Raw genomic sequence first — 17,909 nt, forward strand, 5'->3', positions numbered from 1 at the left:
TATGGGCTCCAAAAATTCAAGGGCTACATTATTACGCGCGCGCGTATTGGTGTCGAAATTATTTATCCCTCGTCTGTCTTTGTTGGTTATAGCGGAAACAGGGCGTAATTGCGCTGTAAGCGCGTTTCTTTGTTTTGGTAGGGTAGGTATAGGGAAAGGGTCAAACAGTCCTAATTTTTGAAATTTAGGGGATTCCTGTTGATTTTATGCTTTCTTGGTTGGTCTGCCTGAATGTTTAGACGTAAAAAAGCCCGCCTGTGTTGGTCATGGCGGGCTTGGTTAGGATTTTGGAATTAACCCCATGTAAATGATTAGTCGTCCAGTTCTATATTTGTAGCTAAAACATGAAACCAGCCGTTACCTTTCCGCTGGTGTTGATAGCCTCTGTTTTTGTGGTTATATTTCAACAATCCATTATCTGCCAATACGCGGCAAACTTTCGCTTCATCGAAACTTTGGGCGATTTCATTGGCAAAGACACGGCGGATTACCCATAATTCCAATTTTTCCCCCTCCTGTTTCCTATATCCTGCATGGTCTTTATTGGTGCTTTTATCGCTCCATTCCATAAACCGCGTGCCTAATGCGTGCTGGGCGATAAAATCTTCTGCCTGCTCAATGATTCGGCGGTCTTCGTGTTTTCCTGCTCCGTTGGCTTCCAGCCATTCATCAAAGCATTTTTTCACGCCTGCCATGCCTACACCTACGGGCAAGCCGGTAACAGGGGCGGCAAGTTCCAAAGCAGCGGCGGCGATAGCAAAGCGTTTTGCTACTCTTCGCGCCTGTCCTGATAATTCGGGAATGGTTGCCATAAATGCGGCCATGCGCTCCGTTGCCTGCTGTTTGGCTTGTTCTAGGTCGTCTAAAAGCTGTCGGATAAATAGTCTTCCTGCCGTTCCGTGATATTTTTCGGCTGATTGGGCGATATGCTCACTCAACAATGCGCCATCTTCAAATCCGTGCAATGTGTCATAAATGCCGTATTGCGCGGCGGCTCTGATACTAGGCAAGCGGGCGGCTTGTCCTGCGTTCCAATCGCCCTTATGGTGCTTCAAGATGGAATCGGGGGTCTTTTCGCCGGTGGAAAACATCATCACTTTCCAGCGGCTTAAAGCGCGGTTTCCGCCTTGTTTTGCGCCTTGCACTTTGTTGATACCATTCATAACGCTATAAACAGTATCGCCGATAACGTGCGGGCTTGCCTGTCCTATTTCGTCCAACACCAGCAAGCCATCATTACGGGCGGCGGCTGTGTTGGAAAAGCCTATTTTCGTACCGCTCCAAGACAACAGGCTTCCTGATGGTTTGCCCCATACGCTCAAGGCTACTTTTGCGGCTGTGGTTTTGCCGTCTGAAGAATCGCCCATCAAGTGGAAGCCCCCCGATTCTTCGTTTAACAGGGAAAGCAATGGGGCGGCAAATGAAGCCCCCAAAGCAAGGCACAAACGGCTATTTCCTACTGCATATCGGGCTATGTTTTGTTGCCAGTCGGTAAGCTCTCCGTTTGGCTGATATGCCTTTGCTTGGCTGGTGTCGCCGTTGTAGATAATGGCGGGGTCTTTGTCGGTCGCTGTGATGGTTTCCCCGCTGGGCATAATGTAGCTGTCTTCGTGCCAGCCTGCGCGGTCGGTAATGGTAAAGGCTGTCTGGCTTCCCTCTTTCTGCAAATAGTCTGCCAGTTTTCGCCTTTTTGTTGGGTTGCTCTCAATGGATAAGCCGTAAAACCCCAAACGCCCCCAGCATTTCCCATCGGCAATTTCTGCTTGTGGCAGGGCGGCGGTCTTTTGTTGGCGTGTGATTTTGTCTTTAAACTTGATAATCCGATAATACGCGCCGTCATTGTCTTGCCCTGTGCCGATGATGTCGATAGGGTCGGAAAGCAATAGCGGCTCTGCTTCGACAATATCTCCGTCTTTGTCGGTTCTAACGTTTATCCACCATACGCCCCGATTATTGGTGTCAAAGCGTGGGTGTGGGCGGAATGACTCGATATTCTCAAGGTTGTAGTCTTTGGTGCTTTCCTGCTTCGCTGTTTCGGTATTTTTCATGCTGTCTGTCCTCCGAAATGATTGTCTGATTGCTTTTTCTCGTTCAGTTCGTCCAATGCGTCATAGCCTGGCGTTTTGCTTTGCCATATGCTCGCTTTGATTCCCTGCTTAATGGCTCGCATTGCCAAGTCATAAGCGGCTCTGTAACCAACGGGGCGGGGCGTGTCGTTATCGGCAATAATTGCAATTTCTTTTATACCGTTCAAAAAGTGAAAATTTGCCAAGCTGTTTGCGCTCAAGGCCGCGTATAAGCCCCAATCGTAAGCCTTGCATAATTCACGGGCGGCAAGGGCGGTTTCTATACCCTCTGCAATGACAAGGCGGCCATTTTCAGGAATCGGGAACAGGTGGACGGCTTGCCCCGATATGCTGCCTTTCTTTCGGCTTCTCATTTTCTTGGCCGGTAATGTTTCGCCTGTTACAGGGTCTTTGATTGCCAGTTTCTGATAGCGCGGGGCGTGTAGTCCGTCCTCCCCGCATGGCTTGTCATAGCTCGCCTGCAAATAGGTCAGGTGCAAGCCTTGTAACTCTTCGTCCATATCGCGGATAGCGCAAACCATACAGGGGAAACTACCAAGCATAAGCGGCTTATCCTCGCCTGTTGTCCAATAGTCTTTTTCAGGTAGGAAACGGACGTTTTCGGGTAAATGCGCCATGTCCAAACCGCGTGATTTTAGATACTGGATAACAGGGGAATCGGGGCGGATAGGTTCTGTGATTCTCCACAATGCGGCCAGCTTCTCGATTTGGTCTTTTTCGGGGCGTGGTTGCGCTTGTGGGCGTGTTGGCGGTATCGGCAAAGGGTCTGCATTGTCCATGCCTAAAACGCCTGAAACCTGCTTTAAGGCCGTCTGAAAATCACACCCGAAAAAGTGCATTACCAAGCCGAAACCATCGCCCGCGCCGTTGTTGTAATGGTTGCAAATGAATGTGCCGTTTCCGTCCTTGTCGTCATATCTGAAACGGTCTTTCCCTCCACACGCGGGGCAGGGCTGGTGTTTGTTTTTCAGGTATCGCGGGTCTATGCCTAATGCGGCGTGTATTTCCGGCCAGCGGTATTGTGCGGCGGCTTTAATGTCTTGGTATGTTGGTTTCATTTTCCTACCTCCTCTGATACTGGTTCTAAAACAATTCCGGCTGTTGGGTCGGTTCCCCATATTGCGGGCGTTTCCTGCTCTAGTTGCTCCGTGTCAGCGTGGGCGGGCTGGTTACAGGCTCGAACTACCAAAGCCAAAAGCAACACCCAAAACACCAGCAAAGCGCGGTTTAAATACCGGCGGAAACGGTCGGATTTATTGGTCTGTTTCATGGTTTTATCCTTTGCTCTGCCTCCAGTGCTTCAAAACATGAATCTAATAAAATCAATTAGTTATGAAAACACTAGGGCGAAGTTTGCCCTATGCCGTCTGAAATAGGCGGCATAAAGGCGGGTAAATTTCAGGGAATAGGTGGGCTTAACCGGCGTGGGTTCCGCTGTAAGAAGCCCATTCTTTCAGGTCGTCTGAAAGCTCCAGCAGGGCGGAAACCTGATTTACAGATTCCGTAAAGCTGTAACCAAACACCAGCGCCAGCAGGTCAAAACCGCTGCCGCCTTTGGGGGTGCATTGGTTGCAGATGTAGCCGCCGCCGTCTGAATCGTCAGGGCGCGGGATGGGGTCGGTTTTGAATATATCCCTCAAGCTCGGATGACAAATCGAAAGATTCCAAGTTTTCCGCATGGGGGACTAGGGTTTGAATGACTGTGGCAAGGCGTGCCGTGCTTCTGATCGCACTTATGGGGGTGTTGTGGACGGGATGGGCGGCCATGTTGTCGCAAATGGTGTCGATGATTGCGCCCGTATTGGCGATAAATTCGCCGCCGTAATACAGCGCGTCCATGATGCGGTTTGCCAGCTCTAAAGGGATGGTTACCGTTTGGGCTTGATTTTGAATGGTTTGGATTTGGGTAGAAGTGCAAGATTGCATTTGAAATGCTCCTAATCGTAAAGTGAGATTTGAGAAATGCCCGAAATAGGGGGCGGTGCTCTCTCCTGCGATTAGTCAGGCGTGGACGTTACCGTTACCACACACCGCCATAAACTTTGATATGCCGTCCAAAGCCTGTGATAGGCTTCAAACGCCATAAGAGAAAATGGCGATAAAAAATCAGCGTTACCCTGCTGATTTGGGCTAATCGTATTTAAGAGAGAAACTTAATTCTGCTTCCCAAAGCTCAATCTGTCAAATGGTTTTTACGGGGTTAGACGGCGTTATGACTTACTCTTTTCCGACACCAGCAAAGAAAACCGCCCGCGTTTCACGGTCGCCCCGAATTGGTTTTGCACTTCTTCCATCACGGTTATGATTTCATGCCCCGCTCTGCGAAGCTCCATAATGCGTGAGTTATAGCCAAGTATGCCCATCTGTGCCAGCTCCCATGATGTAACGCTCCCTTTTCTCAATCGGGCTAAAATGCGCTCTCTTTGGCTTGGCGTTTTGGACTTAATACTGATAGAATTATTTTTCATAATCTTTTACCTTTTGATTTGTTTGGCCGTCTGAATGTCCGTTCAGGCGGTCTTATTTTTTAAAAATCAGGTTTTGAGTTACAATCGCGCGCGCGGGCGCGTACTGTTACGAAAACTCCTGTTCTCCTTTCATTAGCTTGCCTGTTCTGTAAGCCATTTCTTCACTTCTCCTGCTACATAAAAGCGGCTGCGCGTGCCTGTGATTTGGCGTGATTGCGGGAATTGTCCTGCTGCCTCCAGTCGTCTGATTTGGCTACTACTCAAGCGAGTGATTCCGCGCCGTCCTTTCGCTTGGCTTGTCTCAAGTTCTGCAATAGTTAATTGCGCGGTATCAGGTAAGCTGTCGATATTGATAATGTGCATTTATTGCCTCCGTTTGGCTAATCACGCCTGCGGGTTGCTGGCGTTTCGATAGGCACAAATATAGCCGCCTCAATGGGCGGCTGTTTAGGCAGTAGCGTGTTGATTTCATGAAATAGCGTGTTGATTTCATGAAGTCAGCTAGTTGATTTCATGTTTTGCTCAAATTTTTTTATCCACTCTACAACCGTTCTTTCTGTTGGAACATCAGGGGCGGGGATTTCACCGTTATTAATTTTACGGATAATCAGGCTGATTAATTCAGCTTTTCCTCCTCTTTGATTTAACTTTCCCTTTCTTTCCTCCAATAACTGATTTACGGCTGCTATCGTTCCTGCTTTTTCATAAGGGCTTTGCTTGGCTTTTCCTGCTCTTTTAGCGTTTTCCGAAATTGCATTTTCTTTTACTTCTTTTATAAGTTTCTTCAGTTCCTCATCTCTCTGACTGCTCATAAAATCATATTCAGCAATCCTTAAAATGTTCCATGCCCTCAATAAATCGCTCACTGCATTTTTTCTATGAAACTCTTTCCATTCTTGAAGAGGGATTGGAAAATCTATATCACTTGCTTCATCTTCAACAGTTTGTGGGCAAAACCCACTCATAGCATTTTCAAAATGCTTTAAAGCTAAAACTGCGACTAATTCAAACTCTTTTACATTTGGAAGCTCATCATCTTCATCATCTATCCCATATCTCTCAACATACCCTAGTAGCGCTTCATAATCTTCAGTGTTTTCCTCTGTTTCTAAGTATGATGTCTCTTGAATATATTCGATAGCTCGATGTGTTGGATAACAATTTACCTCTCCATCTGAATAATCCCACTCGAACAAATTATGCAGACTATCATCAAAGTGAAGGGCTTCTTTTAGTTCACGAATGGCTGTATCTTCTTCCTCTTGAAAATAATATTCGATGTTTTCATCAATCAATCTAATAGCATATTCAATTTGCTCATGCGTCCTGTTCTGCAACAATCGCTTTAACGCTGCTAACAGTCTGCTTGTAGCTGGTGCTGAAAAGCTACTAGCCTGCCAAGCCAAATTTTCTAATTCTTCCCATGTTCTCATTATGTTAGCCTTAAATTTCCCCGATAACTTGAAGCGGATATTTTCAGACGTATTTTTAGGCAATCGCCTCAATTCCCTTGTTCTTGACGATAGTAAGCAGCTTCAAAGCCGCGCCGCTCGGCTTTTTAATACCCCGCTCCCATTCGGAAACTTGGTTTTTGCCGATGTTTAGATACATGGCAAAAGCGGCTTGTGATAATGCTTCGCGCTCTCTGATTGCCTTGATGTCTTCGCCGCTCAATGGTTTGATTTCGGTCAGGCATGATTTGTCAAAATCGCGCATTGTTTTTTTGTCAATGACGCCGATGTCGTGAAGTCCCTGCATGGTTTCATGTATTGCTGCGAAAATCTCGCTTTTGTATTTCATGGCTGTATCTCCGTGAAAGTGCCGTTTGATTTGGCTTGTTCTATGTCGGTTTCCGTCATTGCCAAGATGATGGCGGCGGCTTTCTTTAATTCTGCAAGTTCTTTGTTCGTGATGTTTTCGCGGTCGTTCTTGGCAAAGGCAGTCATGAAAAACGCCTGTTCCCCACGCCTGAAAAATATCAGGCTACGATAACCGCCGCTTCTGCCTTGTCCTTGCCTTGCTATGCGCTGCTTGATAACGCCGCCGCCTAAATCTGCGTCTATCACTCCTTTATCTGCCCGCTCTACCGCTTCTATCAGCTCGGAATCGCTGATTTTGTGCTTCTTGGCAAATTTCGTTATCCACTGGTTTCTAAATATCCGCATGGTTTTCTTTCGTAATGCTTAAGATGATAGTTTATTCTGCCGTTTCCTGCAATATGCCTGAATGTGCTTTCAATTCATCGAGATAATCAGCCCATTTTTGAACCATATCGGCGCGCTGTTCTAAATATTCCGCATGGTTGTAGGCTGCTCTTGTCGTGTTGGGGTCTTTGTGGGCTAGTTGCCTTTCTACCCAATCGGCGTTATAGCCCATCTCATTCAATATCGTGCTAGCTGTATGTCTAAAGCCGTGCTGTGTGGTTTCTTCCAAGAATCCTAAACGGTCTAATGCTTTCCGTATTGCCCCCTCGCTCAAGGGCTGTTTTTTGCTGGTGTTGTAAAACACATATTCATAATGCCCCGTTACGGGTTTCAAGCCGTCCAGTATTGCTAAGGCTTGGCGGCTCAAGGGGACAATATGGTCTATCTTGTTCTTCATGTTTACGCCGTCTTTATAGTATTGCTGCTCCTCCCAATCAATTTCACACCAGCGCAATAAACGCAATTCGGAAGGGCGGGCAAATACATAAGGGGAAAGCTGTAATAGGGCGCGTGTTTGCGGAAAGCCAGTGTAACCGTCAAAAGCCCGTAACACTTCGCCTAGCTTTTGCGGGTCTTTAATGAAGCGGTAATGTTTCTGCTCCACCTTTGCCAGCTCTCCCCGTAATTCGGCGGCTGGATTGAACAGGCTCAAGCGAAGTTTCACGGCATATTTGAAAACTTGATTTACTACGTCATAAATTTTTTGTGCCGTGTCATATTTCCCCGCCGATTCCAGCCTCTGCAACAGTCCTAAAACCTCAAGCGGCATGATTTCGTCTATTTTGCGTGTTGCAAGGTCAGGGAAAATATGAAGCTCAAGGCTGCGGATAACTCTTTGTGCATGGTCGGGCTTCCATTTATTTGGCTTTGCTACTTGGTCGCTGTGCCATTTGCGCGCAATAGCCTCAAATGTGTTTTTTAGCTGCTCTGCCTGCCTCTGTGCTTTGTCTTGCTGGTGTAGCTTAGGGTCTATCCCTTTTGCTATCAGCCCGCGTAATTCTTCGCGTTTTTCTCTTGCTTCTTTTAAGCTGATTTCAGGATAGACACCCAGTCGCATTTCATCGCGTTTGTTGTCGCTTGGCCGGTAGTAACGAAAACGCCAGTATTTGCCGTTTCCCCTTGCTTGAAGATATAACCCGCCGCCGTCTGATAATTGATTCGGCGGTTGTAGTTTTTTGCATTGGCTATCTGTAAGTGGCAGCGTCTGTTTAGGCATTTTTAATCCAGTTTGGGGTAACTTTTAAAAACTCATTAAGCCATTGTTAATAATTGGTTTTATGGACTTTTGGGGTAACTTGTTTCAAAAAATAGGGCTAATTTGCCCACTTTCCGGGCTTGTTTTTTGGGTAATTCCTGAAAAGTTACCCCAAAAGTTACCCTATAAATTGCGAAAACTCAAGCATACGCCAGCATATTCAAGGTAATAAAAAAGCCTTGAAACCGTTATGGCTCAAGGCTTTATGCGTATTACAGGATACTGCTGAAAATAGGGTATGGTGGAGGCGGGGGGAATCGAACCCCCGTCCGAAAGTCCTCTACAGAGCGTTCTACATACTTAGTTGTGTCTATTTAGAATCTCGTTCCCATCATGCCGACCAACAGGCCTTCAGAGAACCAGTTACCTTAAGTCTCGTTTCCTGCCAAGTAACCCGACAGAAAACCAGTCAATGTAGAATGACGTTGCGGTAGCTTGCGCTACACAGCCCATTGACCAACTGCTGCAACGGCAGGCCTTAAGCGGCCAGTGCGTAAGTTTCGTCGTTTGCGACTATTTAAATTCAGTGTTTAACGGGAAATCTGAGACCCCGGTATGCCCGCATCTGCTTTGCAACCCCCGTCGAAACCAAGATCGCCCCCAGATAGGAAAAGTCAATTATACGCATGTCAGCGTGCTTTGCCAAGTTACCGATTGATTGAAAAGGCCGTCTGAACAGCAGTTTGCTTTTTCAGACGGCCTGTTTGGCTTAGGTTTATTGATGGTAGTTTTGCAAGAAGCGTTTGAGTTTGTCCATGGCTTCTTCGATTTGATGAACGGGCGGCAGGGTAACGATACGGAAGTGGTCGGGGCGTATCCAGTTAAAGCCTGTGCCTTGGACGAACAGGACTTTTTCACGTACGAGTAAGTCGTAGATGAATTTCATGTCGTCATGGATGCTGTACATTTCGGTATCGATTTTGGGGAACATATACAATGCACCCATGGGTTTGACGCAGGATATGCCCGGAATCTGGTTGACCAGTTCCCATGCTTTGTTGCGTTGCTCGAGCAGGCGGCCGCCGGGGAGGAGGAATTCGTTGATGCTTTGGTATCCACCTAAGGCCGTCTGAATGGCGTGTTGCATGGGTGTGGTGGCACAAAGGCGCATAGACGAGAGCATGTCGAGGCCTTCGATATAGCCTTTGGCATGATGTTTCGGGCCGTTGAGCACCATCCAGCCTTGGCGGAAACCGGCTACGCGGTAGGCTTTGGAGAGACCGTTAAACGTAATGGTCAGCAAGTCGGGGGCAAGGGCGGCAATGTGATGGTGTACGGCACCGTCGTAAAGAATTTTGTCGTAAATTTCGTCGGCAAAAATAATCAGGCCGTGTTTACGCGCTAATTCGGCGATTTCCAGCAGGATTTCTTTGCTGTATACCGCGCCGGTAGGGTTGTTGGGGTTGATGATGACGATGGCTTTGGTTTTCGGCGTAATTTTGGCTTCTATATCGGCCAGATTCGGGAACCAGTCGTTTTCTTCGTCGCACAAATAATGACGCACATTGCCGCCGGCCAGTGTTGCAGCGGCGGTCCACAGTGGATAGTCAGGCGCAGGAATCAGGATTTCATCGCCGTCGTTGAGCAATGCCTGCATGGACATGGTAATCAGCTCTGACACGCCGTTGCCGATGTAAACGTCGTTGACGGTAACGTCGAGCAGTCCTTTGGTTTGATAGTAATGAACGATGGCTTTGCGTGCGGAATAAAGGCCTTTGGAGTCGCAATAGCCTTGAGAAGTCGGCAGATTGCGGATGACGTCAACCAAGATTTCGTCGGGCGCTTCAAAGCCGAACGGGGCAGGGTTGCCGATATTGAGCTTGAGGATTTTGTTGCCTTCTTCTTCCAGTTGCAGGGCTTTTTTATGAACCGGGCCGCGGATGTCGTAGCAAACGTGGTCCAGTTTTGATGATTTGGGGAATTTCTCCATGATGTGTGTTCCGTAAAATTGTAGACAATGGGATAAATGTACTCTTTTTGAGGGTAAATTAAAAGGGTTTCAGACGGCCAAAGTTTAGTTATTGCGCGCTTCATTTCGGCGAACCGTCACGCTTTTGCCGCCTATGCCCCAGTTGTCCATATCGATTTCGTCAATGACGACGACGGTCGTCTCAGGGTTTTTGTTGAGAACGCGTGAAAGTAATTCGGTGACGCCGCGGATTAATTCGGCTTTTTGCTCTGCACTCGGGGCTTCACTGCCGCCGGTTACTTTGATGTTGACGTAAGGCATGGCTTTTTCCTTTTAAAATAGCGTTCATATGTTATCTTATTTTTATCGGGCCGTCTGAAATTTGATTGCAGGATTTTTCATTGCTCATGACTGCTTTTACAAAGAATTAAGTTTTTTGGAATAGATTGTTTTTACAATGCGGTTTTATTTTGGATGGATATCGTCATGAACCGTTTTCTTCAGACTTTGATTGTGGCCGCGCCGATGGTGATTGCCGCGCCTTATGTGGCGGCGGAAACGCATCCTGCGCAAAAGCAGATGCAGCAGAACATTGATGCTGTGTTGAAAATTGCACGCAATACGTCTTTGACAGAGCCGCAACGTGTGAAACAGGTTGAGCAGTATGCCAACCGTTATTTGGATTATGAGCGTATTTCGGCTTTGGCTGTCGGCGCGCCATGGCGTGAATTTTCTGCCAAACAGAAAACCGATTTTATCCGTGCATTCAAAGATATGGTGATTGCGATGTACTCGCATTCTGCACTGATTGGTGCGGCGGATGCGAATGTGCGCCTGTTGCCGAAGATGACGGCAAACGGCAATAAGTTTGACGTTTTCTCAGAAATTCAAACCAAAAAAGGCACTAAGTATGAAGTGGCTTACCAGCTTTACCAAAGTGGCGGTGCGTATAAGATTTACAACATCCGCGTGGACGGTACCAGCTTGGTAACGGTATACCGCAACCAATTTGGCGAGCTGATTAAGAGCAAAGGCATTGACGGTACGATTGCAACTGTTGAAGCCAAGGGCTTGAAGAAACAATAAGGCAGATTGAGAAAAAGGCCGTCTGAATATTCAGACGGCCTTTTTGTGTTACGGACTGATTAAGCACGTTTGCGGAATTCGCCGGTACGGGTATCGATTTCGACTTTGTCGCCGTTTTCGATGTAAGACATCACTTGGATTTCGGTGCCGCCAACCAGACGTGCGGTTTTCATCACTTTACCGGAGGTATCGCCTTTAACGGCAGGCTCGGTGTATTCAACTTCGCGAACGATGATGGTAGGCAATTCTACGGAGATTGGGTTGCCTTCGTAGAAAGTAACTTCGCATACGTCTTCCATGCCGTCAACGATGAATTTCAACGCGTCGCCGATGTTGTCGGCTTCGATTTCGTATTGGTTGAATTCTTCGTCCATGAAGACGTACATTGGATCGGCAAAGTAGCTGTAAGTACAGTTTTTGCGGGCCAAGATTACGACGTCGAATTTGTCGTCGGCTTTGTAAATGCTTTCAGAAGCGGCACCGGTCAGCAGGTTTTTCAGTTTCATGCTGACTTTGGCGGAAGAGCGACCGCCTTTGATATATTCAGTTTTTTGAACAACCATAGGGTCGTTGCCAACCATGAATACGTTGCCGGCGCGCAGTTCTTGTGCTGTTTTCATTGTAGTTTTCCAATCAAATCGGTTGTAATAAAACGCGCTATTTTAGCGTATTTTTTTGTGCTTTGAAATAAAGGCGGCAAGTTTTTCAACGGCACTTTTTTGGGCAAAAAGTCCGTCCCGCCATTTTGCCGTGCTTTGCAGCCATTCGTTTTGGTGTGCCGTCAGGGTTTGCCATGCCTGCAGGCGTTGGCTGTCGCTGAGTGCTTCACCGTTGTTGAGTTCGTCGGAAAGGCGGCGGTGTGCCGTGGCGACAACATCCGGATAAACCTGATGCGCTTTGTCCCAAAACGCGTGTAGTTTGTCAAGATGGATATTTTCTTCTTGCGGATAGATGTGCCAAAAGAAAGGTTTTCCGGCAAGTTGGGCGCGAACAAAGCTGTCTTCGCCGCGTATGACGGCGCCGTCGGCAAGGTTGAGCAGTTTGTCAAAATCCTGTTGGGGGACAAAAGGGATTTTGATCAGGGTAACGTGTTCGCTCTGATACACATCGCCGTCTTCAAGCAGGGCATTTTGCGGCACTAGGCCGCTGTTTTTCAGGCTGGCGATGATTTGTGTACCTGCAAGCAGCAGGGTAATAGGTTGGTCGGCCTGTTGCCACATGGTCAGCCATTTTGCCCAAATATCGCTTTGATAGCCGAAAAGCAGCCATTCAGGCGCGTTTTTTGCGGGAAGTTTGAGTTGTCGGCGTAAGGCTTCCGTATCAAATCCGGCAGATTCGGCGTAATCGCGTTCGCGCAGCAGGCCGCCGCTTTTTTCGCTGAAACCCATAAACCAAAAGTATTTCTGTATGCCGCCAGCCTGGGGCGAGGGCATTAAATGCAGCCTCTCGTTGCTGTCTTCCGCACTGAGGTATTCCCAGTTGAGCCAAAGCGGTCGGTGTCGGCGGATGATGGATTGAACGTTGTCGGGCAGTTCGCAGGCGAAGGTTTCGATGACGATGTCGGGGGGAGGGGCTGTATCGGTATCTTCGGCATGGTCGGTTTGCCAAGCGTGAACGCAGATGCCTTGATGGATATTGGGAATCGAGGCCAAGTCAGGGCAGAGTGCCTGAAGGGACGGGAAGTCGTCTGTCCATAAATGCACTTGCCAGTCGAGTTCGCGTTGCAAAACACGCGCCAGCCGCCATGAAACGCCGATGTCACCGAAGTTGTCGATGACGTTGCAGAAAATCCAGCAGGTATAAGGTGGGGTGGTGTTCATGGAAAAATATGCCCAAGGCCGTCTGAAAACATCAGAATGCGCCGAAATAATGGAATAAATAAACAATCAGCAAAACAATCGGGATAAACATCCATATGCTTTGCCGTTTCAATTCAGGCTCTTGTTTGAGGTGGTGTTTGATGACGTCAAAGAGGACGAATTTGAATAGAAATGTGGCCTCGCAGGCAAGGATGATGCCGTTGATGAGGTGTTGCGTTTTGTCTTCGGGCGGGTTGAGGACAAACCACAAAAGGGTAGCGAGCGGAATCAGGCAGACGGCGAGCCAGCGTAGAAGGATGGGTTTGGACATGGTGTGTGTGCAAGAAATAAAAAGGGCATTATACCCTGTCGTCTTTCAGACAAGTGCAAATCAGGCTATCATTCGTTTTATTTGAAGCGAACATTTATCCCTATGCAAACCCAAGCCATCATCCGCCATATTGTTCAATGGCTCAAAGATTACGCCGAACAGGCGCGTGCCAAAGGTTTTGTCGTCGGCGTATCCGGCGGCATCGATTCTGCCGTGGTTTCCACACTTGCCGCGCAAACCGGTTTGTCGGTTTTGTTGTTGGAAATGCCGATTCGTCAGAAATCCGACCAAGTCAACCGCGCGCAAGAACACATGGGCCGTCTGAAACAGCGTTATCCCAATGTAAAAGCGCAAAGTGTCGATTTGACCCAAACTTTCGATACTTTCGCCGATACCGTTGAAGTCAGCGAAACTGAATTTCCCAACAAACAGCTGGCACTTGCCAATGCACGCAGCCGCCTGCGCATGACGACGCTTTATTATTACGGTCAGCTGCATGGTTTGCTGGTGGCGGGGACGGGCAACAAAATTGAAGATTTCGGCGTCGGTTTCTTCACCAAATACGGTGACGGCGGCGTGGACATCAGCCCGATTGCCGATTTGACCAAAACTCAAGTGTACGCGTTGGCTGCCGAGCTGGACGTCTCGGAAGACATTCAAAAAGCCGTACCGACGGACGGCCTTTGGGATACCGAGCGTACCGATGAAGAACAAATGGGCGCATCTTATCCCGAACTCGAATGGGCGATGAGCGTGTACGACAGTCACAAGCCTGAAGATTTTGATGGCAGACAGCGCGAAGTTTTGGCAATCTATACCCGATTGCACAAAGCCATGCAGCACAAAGTCAATCCGATTCCGGTTTGCAAGATTCCGGAAGAATTGTTTTAAGTTTGAATATCAAAAGGCCGTCTGAAAACGCTGGATTAAGGTTTTCAGACGGCCTTTTATATTTTATTTCAATAAGAATTGGGAATATGCTTGAAAAACAGCATCATCAGATACCAAAACAGCGTAGCGGCCGCCGCGCCCAGTAATACCCACGCGCTGATTTTGGCGATTTCCCGAATGGTGCGCTTTTGTTGGCGGCTGAACAAACGGTTCACAATCAATGCCGCTATGGCGCAAAAGAAAAAAAATCGCAAAAGCCTGCCAATCATTCCACATTCTCCCAAAAATATTGCCTTTAATCAGGGCAGGCCGTCTGAAGCCTCATGCACAAAACAAAAACGAAACGTTATAATACCCCTTTTGCCGCTTCACTTGGAAATTACAAATGACAACAAATGCCTCAGTGGGCATTGTAACGCCCCAGAAAATCCCGTTTGACACACCGCTTGCTCTGGAAAACGGCAAAACCTTACCCCGTTTCGACCTGATGATTGAAACCTATGGCACACTCAATGCCGACAAAAGCAACGCCGTTCTTATCTGCCACGCCCTGTCAGGCAATCATCACGTTGCCGGCAAGCACAGTGCGGAGGATAAATACGCCGGTTGGTGGGACAATATGGTCGGCCCCGGCAAACCTATTGATACCGAACGCTTTTTTGTAGTCGGTTTGAACAACTTGGGCGGTTGCGACGGCAGTACCGGCCCTTTGTCCGAGAATCCTGAAACCGGCCGCGAATATGGTGCGGATTTTCCGGTTGTAACCGTCAAAGACTGGGTGAAGTCCCAATCCATGCTTGCTGATTATCTCGGTATTCAAAAATGGGCGGCCATTGTCGGCGGCAGCTTGGGCGGTATGCAGGCATTGCAATGGACGATTTCTTTGCCTGAACGCGTTGCACACGCGCTCGTTATCGCTTCTGCGCCTAAACTTTCCACTCAAAATATCGCGTTTAACGATGTTGCCCGTCAAGCTATTTTGACCGATCCCGATTTCCATGAAGGCAATTACCGCAGCCATCATACCGTTCCTTCACGCGGTTTGCGTATTGCGCGCATGATGGGACACATCACCTATCTTGCCGAAGACGGCTTGGGTAAAAAATTCGGCCGCGATTTAAAATCAGACGGCTATCAATACGGCTACGGCGTTGAATTTGAAGTGGAATCTTATCTTCGCTATCAAGGCGACAAGTTTGTCGGCCGCTTTGATGCCAACACTTATCTGCTGATGACCAAGGCACTCGACTACTTCGACCCGGCTGCCGATTACGGCCACAACCTCACGCGCGCCGTGGAGAATGTGCGGGCCAAGTTTTTTGTTGCCAGCTTCAGCACCGACTGGCGCTTCTCGCCGCAACGTTCGCATGAATTGGTCAAGGCATTAATCGCCGCGCAAAAATCCGTGCAATACATTGAAGTTAAATCCAATCATGGCCACGATGCCTTCTTGATGGAAGACGAAGCCTATATCCGCGCGGTTACCGCTTACATGAACAACGTTTACAAGGACTGCCAACAATGAATCTGCGCGACGATTTGCAACTCATTTACGATTGGATACCCGAAGGCAGCCGCGTACTCGATTTAGGTTGCGGCGACGGCGAGCTGCTGGCCGCGCTGGTGGCGCATAAAAACTGTGCCGGTTACGGCATCGAAATCGATACCGACAGCGTGATTGCCGCCATGACCCGCGGTGTAAACGTTATTCAGGCCGACTTGGAAGAGGGCTTGGCGGCGTTTGGCGATCAAAGTTTTGATGTGATTGTCTTGAGCCAAACCATTCAAGCCATGCAGAACACGGAAAAAATTCTGCGCTGCCTGATGCGCGTGGCCAAACAGGCCATTGTCAGCTTCCCTAACTTCGGCTACTGGCGCAACCGTTTTCAAATCGCCGTCGGCGGCCATATGCCGGTTTCCGAGCGCATGCCGTATCATTGGTACGATACGCCCAATATCCATTGGTGTACCCTCAAAGATTTTGATTTGCTGTGTGCCAAAAACAAAATCCGCGTGCTTGAGCGTGCGGTCATGACGGGCAACCGACAGGTCAAACATCTGCCGAACTTATTGGGCAGCCTGGCGTTTTACCGCGTAGGTTGATGCGGTGATTAATAAAGGCTGTCTGAACAGGTCATCACGAAAGCATGGCTTTTGCGGATACCTGTTCAGACGGCCTTTTATTGTTCCCGCCGGTTTAAGCCTGTTTCAATTTTTCCAACAAGGCCAAACTGCCGGCATCGACCAGGCGGTAGGTTTCGTCAAAGTCGCCTGTGTACCACGGATCGGGAACGTGGTTGTAGCCTGAATCGGGAATAAGGTCGGTCAGTTTGAAGATTTTGCCGGGGTGAAAACCGAGCTGCTTTTCGGTTTCTCTGAGGTTGTTGTCATCCATCACGATGATGTAGTCGAAATGTTCGGCATCGCTGGGTTTGATTTTGCTGCTGGTAAAGCCTGACGGGTCGATGCCGTGTTGTTTGAGCACGCGGCGCGTACCTTCGTGCATGTTTTCGCCGTCGTGCCAGCCTGATGTGCCTGCGCTGGCTGTGATGACGGCATTGCCCATGCCTGCTTCGCGGGCGCGGTGGCGTAGGACGTATTCGGCCATGGGGGAGCGGCAGATATTGCCGAGGCAGACGAAAAGGATTTTGTGGGTTTTCATGTTTGTGAAAATGAGCGGTAAGGTTTGAAAATCAATGCAACACGCTGAACCGTTTTCAGACGGCCTTGCGTGTTGCATTTTCAATTTAGTTTACATTGCTGAAGAAAGGATTGTGGCCTTCCAGTTTCAACGCTTGGGCATAAGTCGGGATGTTCTCATTTTCGCCCAGTGGGTTGTGCAGCAGGTAGAGGTGCTCGATGCGGCATTCGGCCATCAGGTCGAGGAAGTTTTGCTGCACGATGGCGATATTGTCGGTTGAGGCCAGCTCCCAAGTGAAGGTCTGCGGAACGATTTCAAATGCGCTGTCTGTCGCGTTGAAGCTAAACTGGAGCTTGCCGTCCGCCTTGGCTGCGGCAACAACACCGACGCGCGGGCTTTGCATACGGATGGCGCGGATGGCGTTGGTGGCAAAAACGTCCATGGCCATGCGTTGGCGGGTGTGGCTGCCGTCGGTCAGTGCGTCAAGCGGTGTATTGGGCGAGAGCGGGTTGGTAAAGAGGGTAACGCCGTCGAGGGCGAGATGCTCTTGCCAAACCTGCATCAATGGCAGGCCTGCCTGTTGCAGGTTGAGGCCCAAGGCCGTCTGAATGTCTTTATTGCCGTAGCCCAGCGCGTAAACAACATGGACGGATTGGCCTTCGGGCAGCGCCAATGGTTTGTATTCGAATTTTTGCAGGAATGCGCCTGCCGCTTCATCGTTTTGCTTGGCTTGGAACCATTCGCCCGGGGTAACGCTGCTCAAGTCGGTCGATTGGACGAGGTAGGGCAGCCATTGCGTGTTTTGCGTGAGGGCGCGCAGGTTGGGGTAGTTTTGCAGGCAGGCGAAGAGGGCTTCGGTAGGCAGCGTGAGCGGCAGGGTTTGTTCTTTTTTACAGCCGGCAACCAAAACGACAGGCAGGGAAAACCATTGGGCTTCGTTATCGTTTTCTGCCTTCAGGACTTCGCCCACGCTTTGAATCAGGCTGGTGTAAGTGCCGACATCGGGCGCCATAGTCATCGCCAATGAAAGGTTGATGTAATGGTTTTGGCTGAGCATGGTGCGGATTTCGGTTTGCAGTTGACCGGCCGAAAGTTTGCGTGATGCGGAGGAGGAATTGTGCGCCAGCTGATAGGCATTGAGCAGAAGGTGGTTTTTGATAGGGCTTTGCGGATAAGGGCGGGTATCGGGAAGAACAAAGGTTTTCATGGCGGTTTGAAGTGTTGTGTTGTAAGTGTGG

Annotated in this window: 23 protein-coding genes and 1 other RNA gene; 4 read left to right on the top strand and 20 right to left on the bottom strand. The window is 48.8% G+C overall.

Annotation, left to right across the window (positions count from 1 at the left end; translation table 11 throughout):
* Nucleotides 1–311: 311 nt before the first annotated feature.
* From HMPREF2865_RS09240 to HMPREF2865_RS09305, 14 genes are all read right to left on the bottom strand, one after another.
* Nucleotides 312–2,048: a DUF927 domain-containing protein gene (locus HMPREF2865_RS09240; protein WP_070646829.1), complete on the bottom strand. Its 1,737-nt coding sequence runs from the start codon at nt 2,046–2,048 to the stop codon at nt 312–314.
* On the bottom strand, nt 2,045–3,145 hold the full coding sequence (locus HMPREF2865_RS09245; RefSeq protein WP_070646830.1) for a DUF7146 domain-containing protein: 1,101 nt from the start codon (nt 3,143–3,145) through the stop codon (nt 2,045–2,047). The genes HMPREF2865_RS09240 and HMPREF2865_RS09245 overlap by 4 nt, the downstream gene beginning before the upstream one ends.
* On the bottom strand, nt 3,142–3,357 hold the full coding sequence (locus HMPREF2865_RS09250) for a PTS sugar transporter subunit IID (RefSeq protein ID WP_070646831.1): 216 nt from the start codon (nt 3,355–3,357) through the stop codon (nt 3,142–3,144). Before HMPREF2865_RS09250 ends, HMPREF2865_RS09245 begins: the two co-directional genes overlap by 4 nt.
* 145 nt (nt 3,358–3,502) lie before the next feature.
* A complete protein-coding gene (locus HMPREF2865_RS09255; protein WP_070646832.1) occupies nt 3,503–3,727 on the bottom strand; it encodes a hypothetical protein in 225 nt (74 codons plus the stop codon).
* Nucleotides 3,687–4,013 (bottom strand): hypothetical protein, encoded by a 327-nt coding sequence (locus HMPREF2865_RS09260; protein ID WP_070459990.1) that lies wholly within the window; start codon nt 4,011–4,013, stop codon nt 3,687–3,689. Before HMPREF2865_RS09260 ends, HMPREF2865_RS09255 begins: the two co-directional genes overlap by 41 nt.
* Nucleotides 4,014–4,297: 284 nt before the next feature.
* Complete coding sequence (locus HMPREF2865_RS09265) at nt 4,298–4,555, bottom strand: helix-turn-helix domain-containing protein (protein ID WP_070646833.1); 258 nt, start codon at nt 4,553–4,555, stop codon at nt 4,298–4,300.
* A gap of 132 nt (nt 4,556–4,687) precedes the next feature.
* Nucleotides 4,688–4,918 carry a helix-turn-helix transcriptional regulator gene (locus tag HMPREF2865_RS09270; RefSeq protein WP_049344708.1) on the bottom strand — a complete coding sequence of 77 codons (231 nt, stop codon included), beginning with the start codon at nt 4,916–4,918 and terminating at the stop codon, nt 4,688–4,690.
* 134 nt (nt 4,919–5,052) lie between these two features.
* Nucleotides 5,053–5,988 (bottom strand): hypothetical protein, encoded by a 936-nt coding sequence (locus HMPREF2865_RS09275; protein ID WP_070646834.1) that lies wholly within the window; start codon nt 5,986–5,988, stop codon nt 5,053–5,055.
* A 55-nt stretch (nt 5,989–6,043) separates the two neighbouring features.
* Complete coding sequence (locus tag HMPREF2865_RS09280; RefSeq protein WP_070646835.1) at nt 6,044–6,355, bottom strand: helix-turn-helix domain-containing protein; 312 nt, start codon at nt 6,353–6,355, stop codon at nt 6,044–6,046.
* Nucleotides 6,352–6,720 (bottom strand): type II toxin-antitoxin system RelE/ParE family toxin, encoded by a 369-nt coding sequence (locus tag HMPREF2865_RS09285; protein ID WP_070646836.1) that lies wholly within the window; start codon nt 6,718–6,720, stop codon nt 6,352–6,354. The genes HMPREF2865_RS09280 and HMPREF2865_RS09285 overlap by 4 nt, the downstream gene beginning before the upstream one ends.
* A 31-nt stretch (nt 6,721–6,751) precedes the next feature.
* Nucleotides 6,752–7,975: a tyrosine-type recombinase/integrase gene (locus HMPREF2865_RS09290; protein WP_070646837.1), complete on the bottom strand. Its 1,224-nt coding sequence runs from the start codon at nt 7,973–7,975 to the stop codon at nt 6,752–6,754.
* A 278-nt stretch (nt 7,976–8,253) separates the two neighbouring features.
* Nucleotides 8,254–8,616, bottom strand: a transfer-messenger RNA (tmRNA) gene (ssrA, locus tag HMPREF2865_RS09295).
* A gap of 113 nt (nt 8,617–8,729) precedes the next feature.
* The gene (locus HMPREF2865_RS09300; RefSeq protein ID WP_070646838.1) at nt 8,730–9,944 is read right to left on the bottom strand and encodes a pyridoxal phosphate-dependent aminotransferase; all 1,215 of its coding nucleotides are present in this window, start codon (nt 9,942–9,944) and stop codon (nt 8,730–8,732) included.
* A gap of 84 nt (nt 9,945–10,028) precedes the next feature.
* Nucleotides 10,029–10,244, bottom strand: coding sequence for a tautomerase family protein (locus HMPREF2865_RS09305; protein ID WP_070646839.1), 216 nt, complete (start codon nt 10,242–10,244; stop codon nt 10,029–10,031).
* 165 nt (nt 10,245–10,409) lie between these two features.
* On the opposite strand from HMPREF2865_RS09305, the gene HMPREF2865_RS09310 reads away from it, so the two are divergent.
* The gene (locus tag HMPREF2865_RS09310) at nt 10,410–11,009 is read left to right on the top strand and encodes an MlaC/ttg2D family ABC transporter substrate-binding protein (RefSeq protein ID WP_070646840.1); all 600 of its coding nucleotides are present in this window, start codon (nt 10,410–10,412) and stop codon (nt 11,007–11,009) included.
* A gap of 59 nt (nt 11,010–11,068) precedes the next feature.
* On the opposite strand, the gene efp is transcribed toward HMPREF2865_RS09310, so the two are convergent.
* Genes efp through HMPREF2865_RS09325 form a run of 3 tightly spaced genes read right to left on the bottom strand, consistent with a single transcriptional unit; the run spans nt 11,069 to nt 13,139 of the window.
* Nucleotides 11,069–11,629, bottom strand: a complete 561-nt coding sequence (gene efp, locus HMPREF2865_RS09315; RefSeq protein WP_070608205.1) for an elongation factor P — start codon at nt 11,627–11,629, stop codon at nt 11,069–11,071.
* Nucleotides 11,630–11,671: 42 nt separating this feature from the next.
* Entirely contained in the window at nt 11,672–12,829 is a 1,158-nt protein-coding gene (earP, locus tag HMPREF2865_RS09320; protein WP_070646841.1) for an elongation factor P maturation arginine rhamnosyltransferase EarP, read from the bottom strand.
* 31 nt (nt 12,830–12,860) lie between these two features.
* On the bottom strand, nt 12,861–13,139 hold the full coding sequence (locus HMPREF2865_RS09325) for a hypothetical protein (RefSeq protein ID WP_070646842.1): 279 nt from the start codon (nt 13,137–13,139) through the stop codon (nt 12,861–12,863).
* A 102-nt stretch (nt 13,140–13,241) separates the two neighbouring features.
* Between HMPREF2865_RS09325 and nadE the strand changes: the two genes are divergently transcribed.
* Complete coding sequence (gene nadE / locus HMPREF2865_RS09330) at nt 13,242–14,030, top strand: NAD(+) synthase (RefSeq protein WP_070646843.1); 789 nt, start codon at nt 13,242–13,244, stop codon at nt 14,028–14,030.
* A gap of 68 nt (nt 14,031–14,098) precedes the next feature.
* On the opposite strand, the gene HMPREF2865_RS09335 is transcribed toward nadE, so the two are convergent.
* On the bottom strand, nt 14,099–14,299 hold the full coding sequence (locus tag HMPREF2865_RS09335) for a protein MIGRI (protein ID WP_003747144.1): 201 nt from the start codon (nt 14,297–14,299) through the stop codon (nt 14,099–14,101).
* 116 nt (nt 14,300–14,415) lie between these two features.
* Between HMPREF2865_RS09335 and HMPREF2865_RS09340 the strand changes: the two genes are divergently transcribed.
* On the top strand, nt 14,416–15,555 hold the full coding sequence (locus HMPREF2865_RS09340; RefSeq protein WP_070646844.1) for a homoserine O-succinyltransferase MetX: 1,140 nt from the start codon (nt 14,416–14,418) through the stop codon (nt 15,553–15,555).
* Complete coding sequence (metW, locus tag HMPREF2865_RS09345) at nt 15,552–16,133, top strand: methionine biosynthesis protein MetW (RefSeq protein WP_049322294.1); 582 nt, start codon at nt 15,552–15,554, stop codon at nt 16,131–16,133. Before HMPREF2865_RS09340 ends, metW begins: the two co-directional genes overlap by 4 nt.
* Before the next feature lie 94 nt (nt 16,134–16,227).
* Here the strand turns inward: metW and HMPREF2865_RS09350 are convergent, their stop codons facing one another.
* Nucleotides 16,228–16,692 (bottom strand): low molecular weight protein-tyrosine-phosphatase, encoded by a 465-nt coding sequence (locus HMPREF2865_RS09350; protein ID WP_036493856.1) that lies wholly within the window; start codon nt 16,690–16,692, stop codon nt 16,228–16,230.
* 85 nt (nt 16,693–16,777) lie between these two features.
* On the bottom strand, nt 16,778–17,878 hold the full coding sequence (locus HMPREF2865_RS09355; protein ID WP_070646845.1) for a conjugal transfer protein: 1,101 nt from the start codon (nt 17,876–17,878) through the stop codon (nt 16,778–16,780).
* Nucleotides 17,879–17,909 lie beyond the last annotated feature (31 nt).

Source organism: Neisseria sp. HMSC073G10 (assembly GCF_001812605.1).
Classification (GTDB): domain Bacteria; phylum Pseudomonadota; class Gammaproteobacteria; order Burkholderiales; family Neisseriaceae; genus Neisseria; species Neisseria subflava_A.

Bases quoted from the DNA above. Each gene is read 5' to 3' on its own strand.
- HMPREF2865_RS09240 (WP_070646829.1), bottom strand. From the start codon at position 2,048: ATGAAAAATACCGAAACAGCGAAGCAGGAAAGCACCAAAGACTACAAC.
- HMPREF2865_RS09245 (WP_070646830.1), bottom strand. From the start codon at position 3,145: ATGAAACCAACATACCAAGACATTAAAGCCGCCGCACAATACCGCTGG.
- HMPREF2865_RS09250 (WP_070646831.1), bottom strand. From the start codon at position 3,357: ATGAAACAGACCAATAAATCCGACCGTTTCCGCCGGTATTTAAACCGC.
- HMPREF2865_RS09260 (WP_070459990.1), bottom strand. From the start codon at position 4,013: ATGCAATCTTGCACTTCTACCCAAATCCAAACCATTCAAAATCAAGCC.
- HMPREF2865_RS09265 (WP_070646833.1), bottom strand. From the start codon at position 4,555: ATGAAAAATAATTCTATCAGTATTAAGTCCAAAACGCCAAGCCAAAGA.
- HMPREF2865_RS09270 (WP_049344708.1), bottom strand. From the start codon at position 4,918: ATGCACATTATCAATATCGACAGCTTACCTGATACCGCGCAATTAACT.
- HMPREF2865_RS09275 (WP_070646834.1), bottom strand. From the start codon at position 5,988: ATGAGAACATGGGAAGAATTAGAAAATTTGGCTTGGCAGGCTAGTAGC.
- HMPREF2865_RS09280 (WP_070646835.1), bottom strand. From the start codon at position 6,355: ATGAAATACAAAAGCGAGATTTTCGCAGCAATACATGAAACCATGCAG.
- HMPREF2865_RS09285 (WP_070646836.1), bottom strand. From the start codon at position 6,720: ATGCGGATATTTAGAAACCAGTGGATAACGAAATTTGCCAAGAAGCAC.
- HMPREF2865_RS09290 (WP_070646837.1), bottom strand. From the start codon at position 7,975: ATGCCTAAACAGACGCTGCCACTTACAGATAGCCAATGCAAAAAACTA.
- HMPREF2865_RS09300 (WP_070646838.1), bottom strand. From the start codon at position 9,944: ATGGAGAAATTCCCCAAATCATCAAAACTGGACCACGTTTGCTACGAC.
- HMPREF2865_RS09305 (WP_070646839.1), bottom strand. From the start codon at position 10,244: ATGCCTTACGTCAACATCAAAGTAACCGGCGGCAGTGAAGCCCCGAGT.
- HMPREF2865_RS09310 (WP_070646840.1), top strand. From the start codon at position 10,410: ATGAACCGTTTTCTTCAGACTTTGATTGTGGCCGCGCCGATGGTGATT.
- efp (WP_070608205.1), bottom strand. From the start codon at position 11,629: ATGAAAACAGCACAAGAACTGCGCGCCGGCAACGTATTCATGGTTGGC.
- earP (WP_070646841.1), bottom strand. From the start codon at position 12,829: ATGAACACCACCCCACCTTATACCTGCTGGATTTTCTGCAACGTCATC.
- HMPREF2865_RS09325 (WP_070646842.1), bottom strand. From the start codon at position 13,139: ATGTCCAAACCCATCCTTCTACGCTGGCTCGCCGTCTGCCTGATTCCG.
- nadE (WP_070646843.1), top strand. From the start codon at position 13,242: ATGCAAACCCAAGCCATCATCCGCCATATTGTTCAATGGCTCAAAGAT.
- HMPREF2865_RS09335 (WP_003747144.1), bottom strand. From the start codon at position 14,299: ATGATTGGCAGGCTTTTGCGATTTTTTTTCTTTTGCGCCATAGCGGCA.
- HMPREF2865_RS09340 (WP_070646844.1), top strand. From the start codon at position 14,416: ATGACAACAAATGCCTCAGTGGGCATTGTAACGCCCCAGAAAATCCCG.
- metW (WP_049322294.1), top strand. From the start codon at position 15,552: ATGAATCTGCGCGACGATTTGCAACTCATTTACGATTGGATACCCGAA.
- HMPREF2865_RS09350 (WP_036493856.1), bottom strand. From the start codon at position 16,692: ATGAAAACCCACAAAATCCTTTTCGTCTGCCTCGGCAATATCTGCCGC.
- HMPREF2865_RS09355 (WP_070646845.1), bottom strand. From the start codon at position 17,878: ATGAAAACCTTTGTTCTTCCCGATACCCGCCCTTATCCGCAAAGCCCT.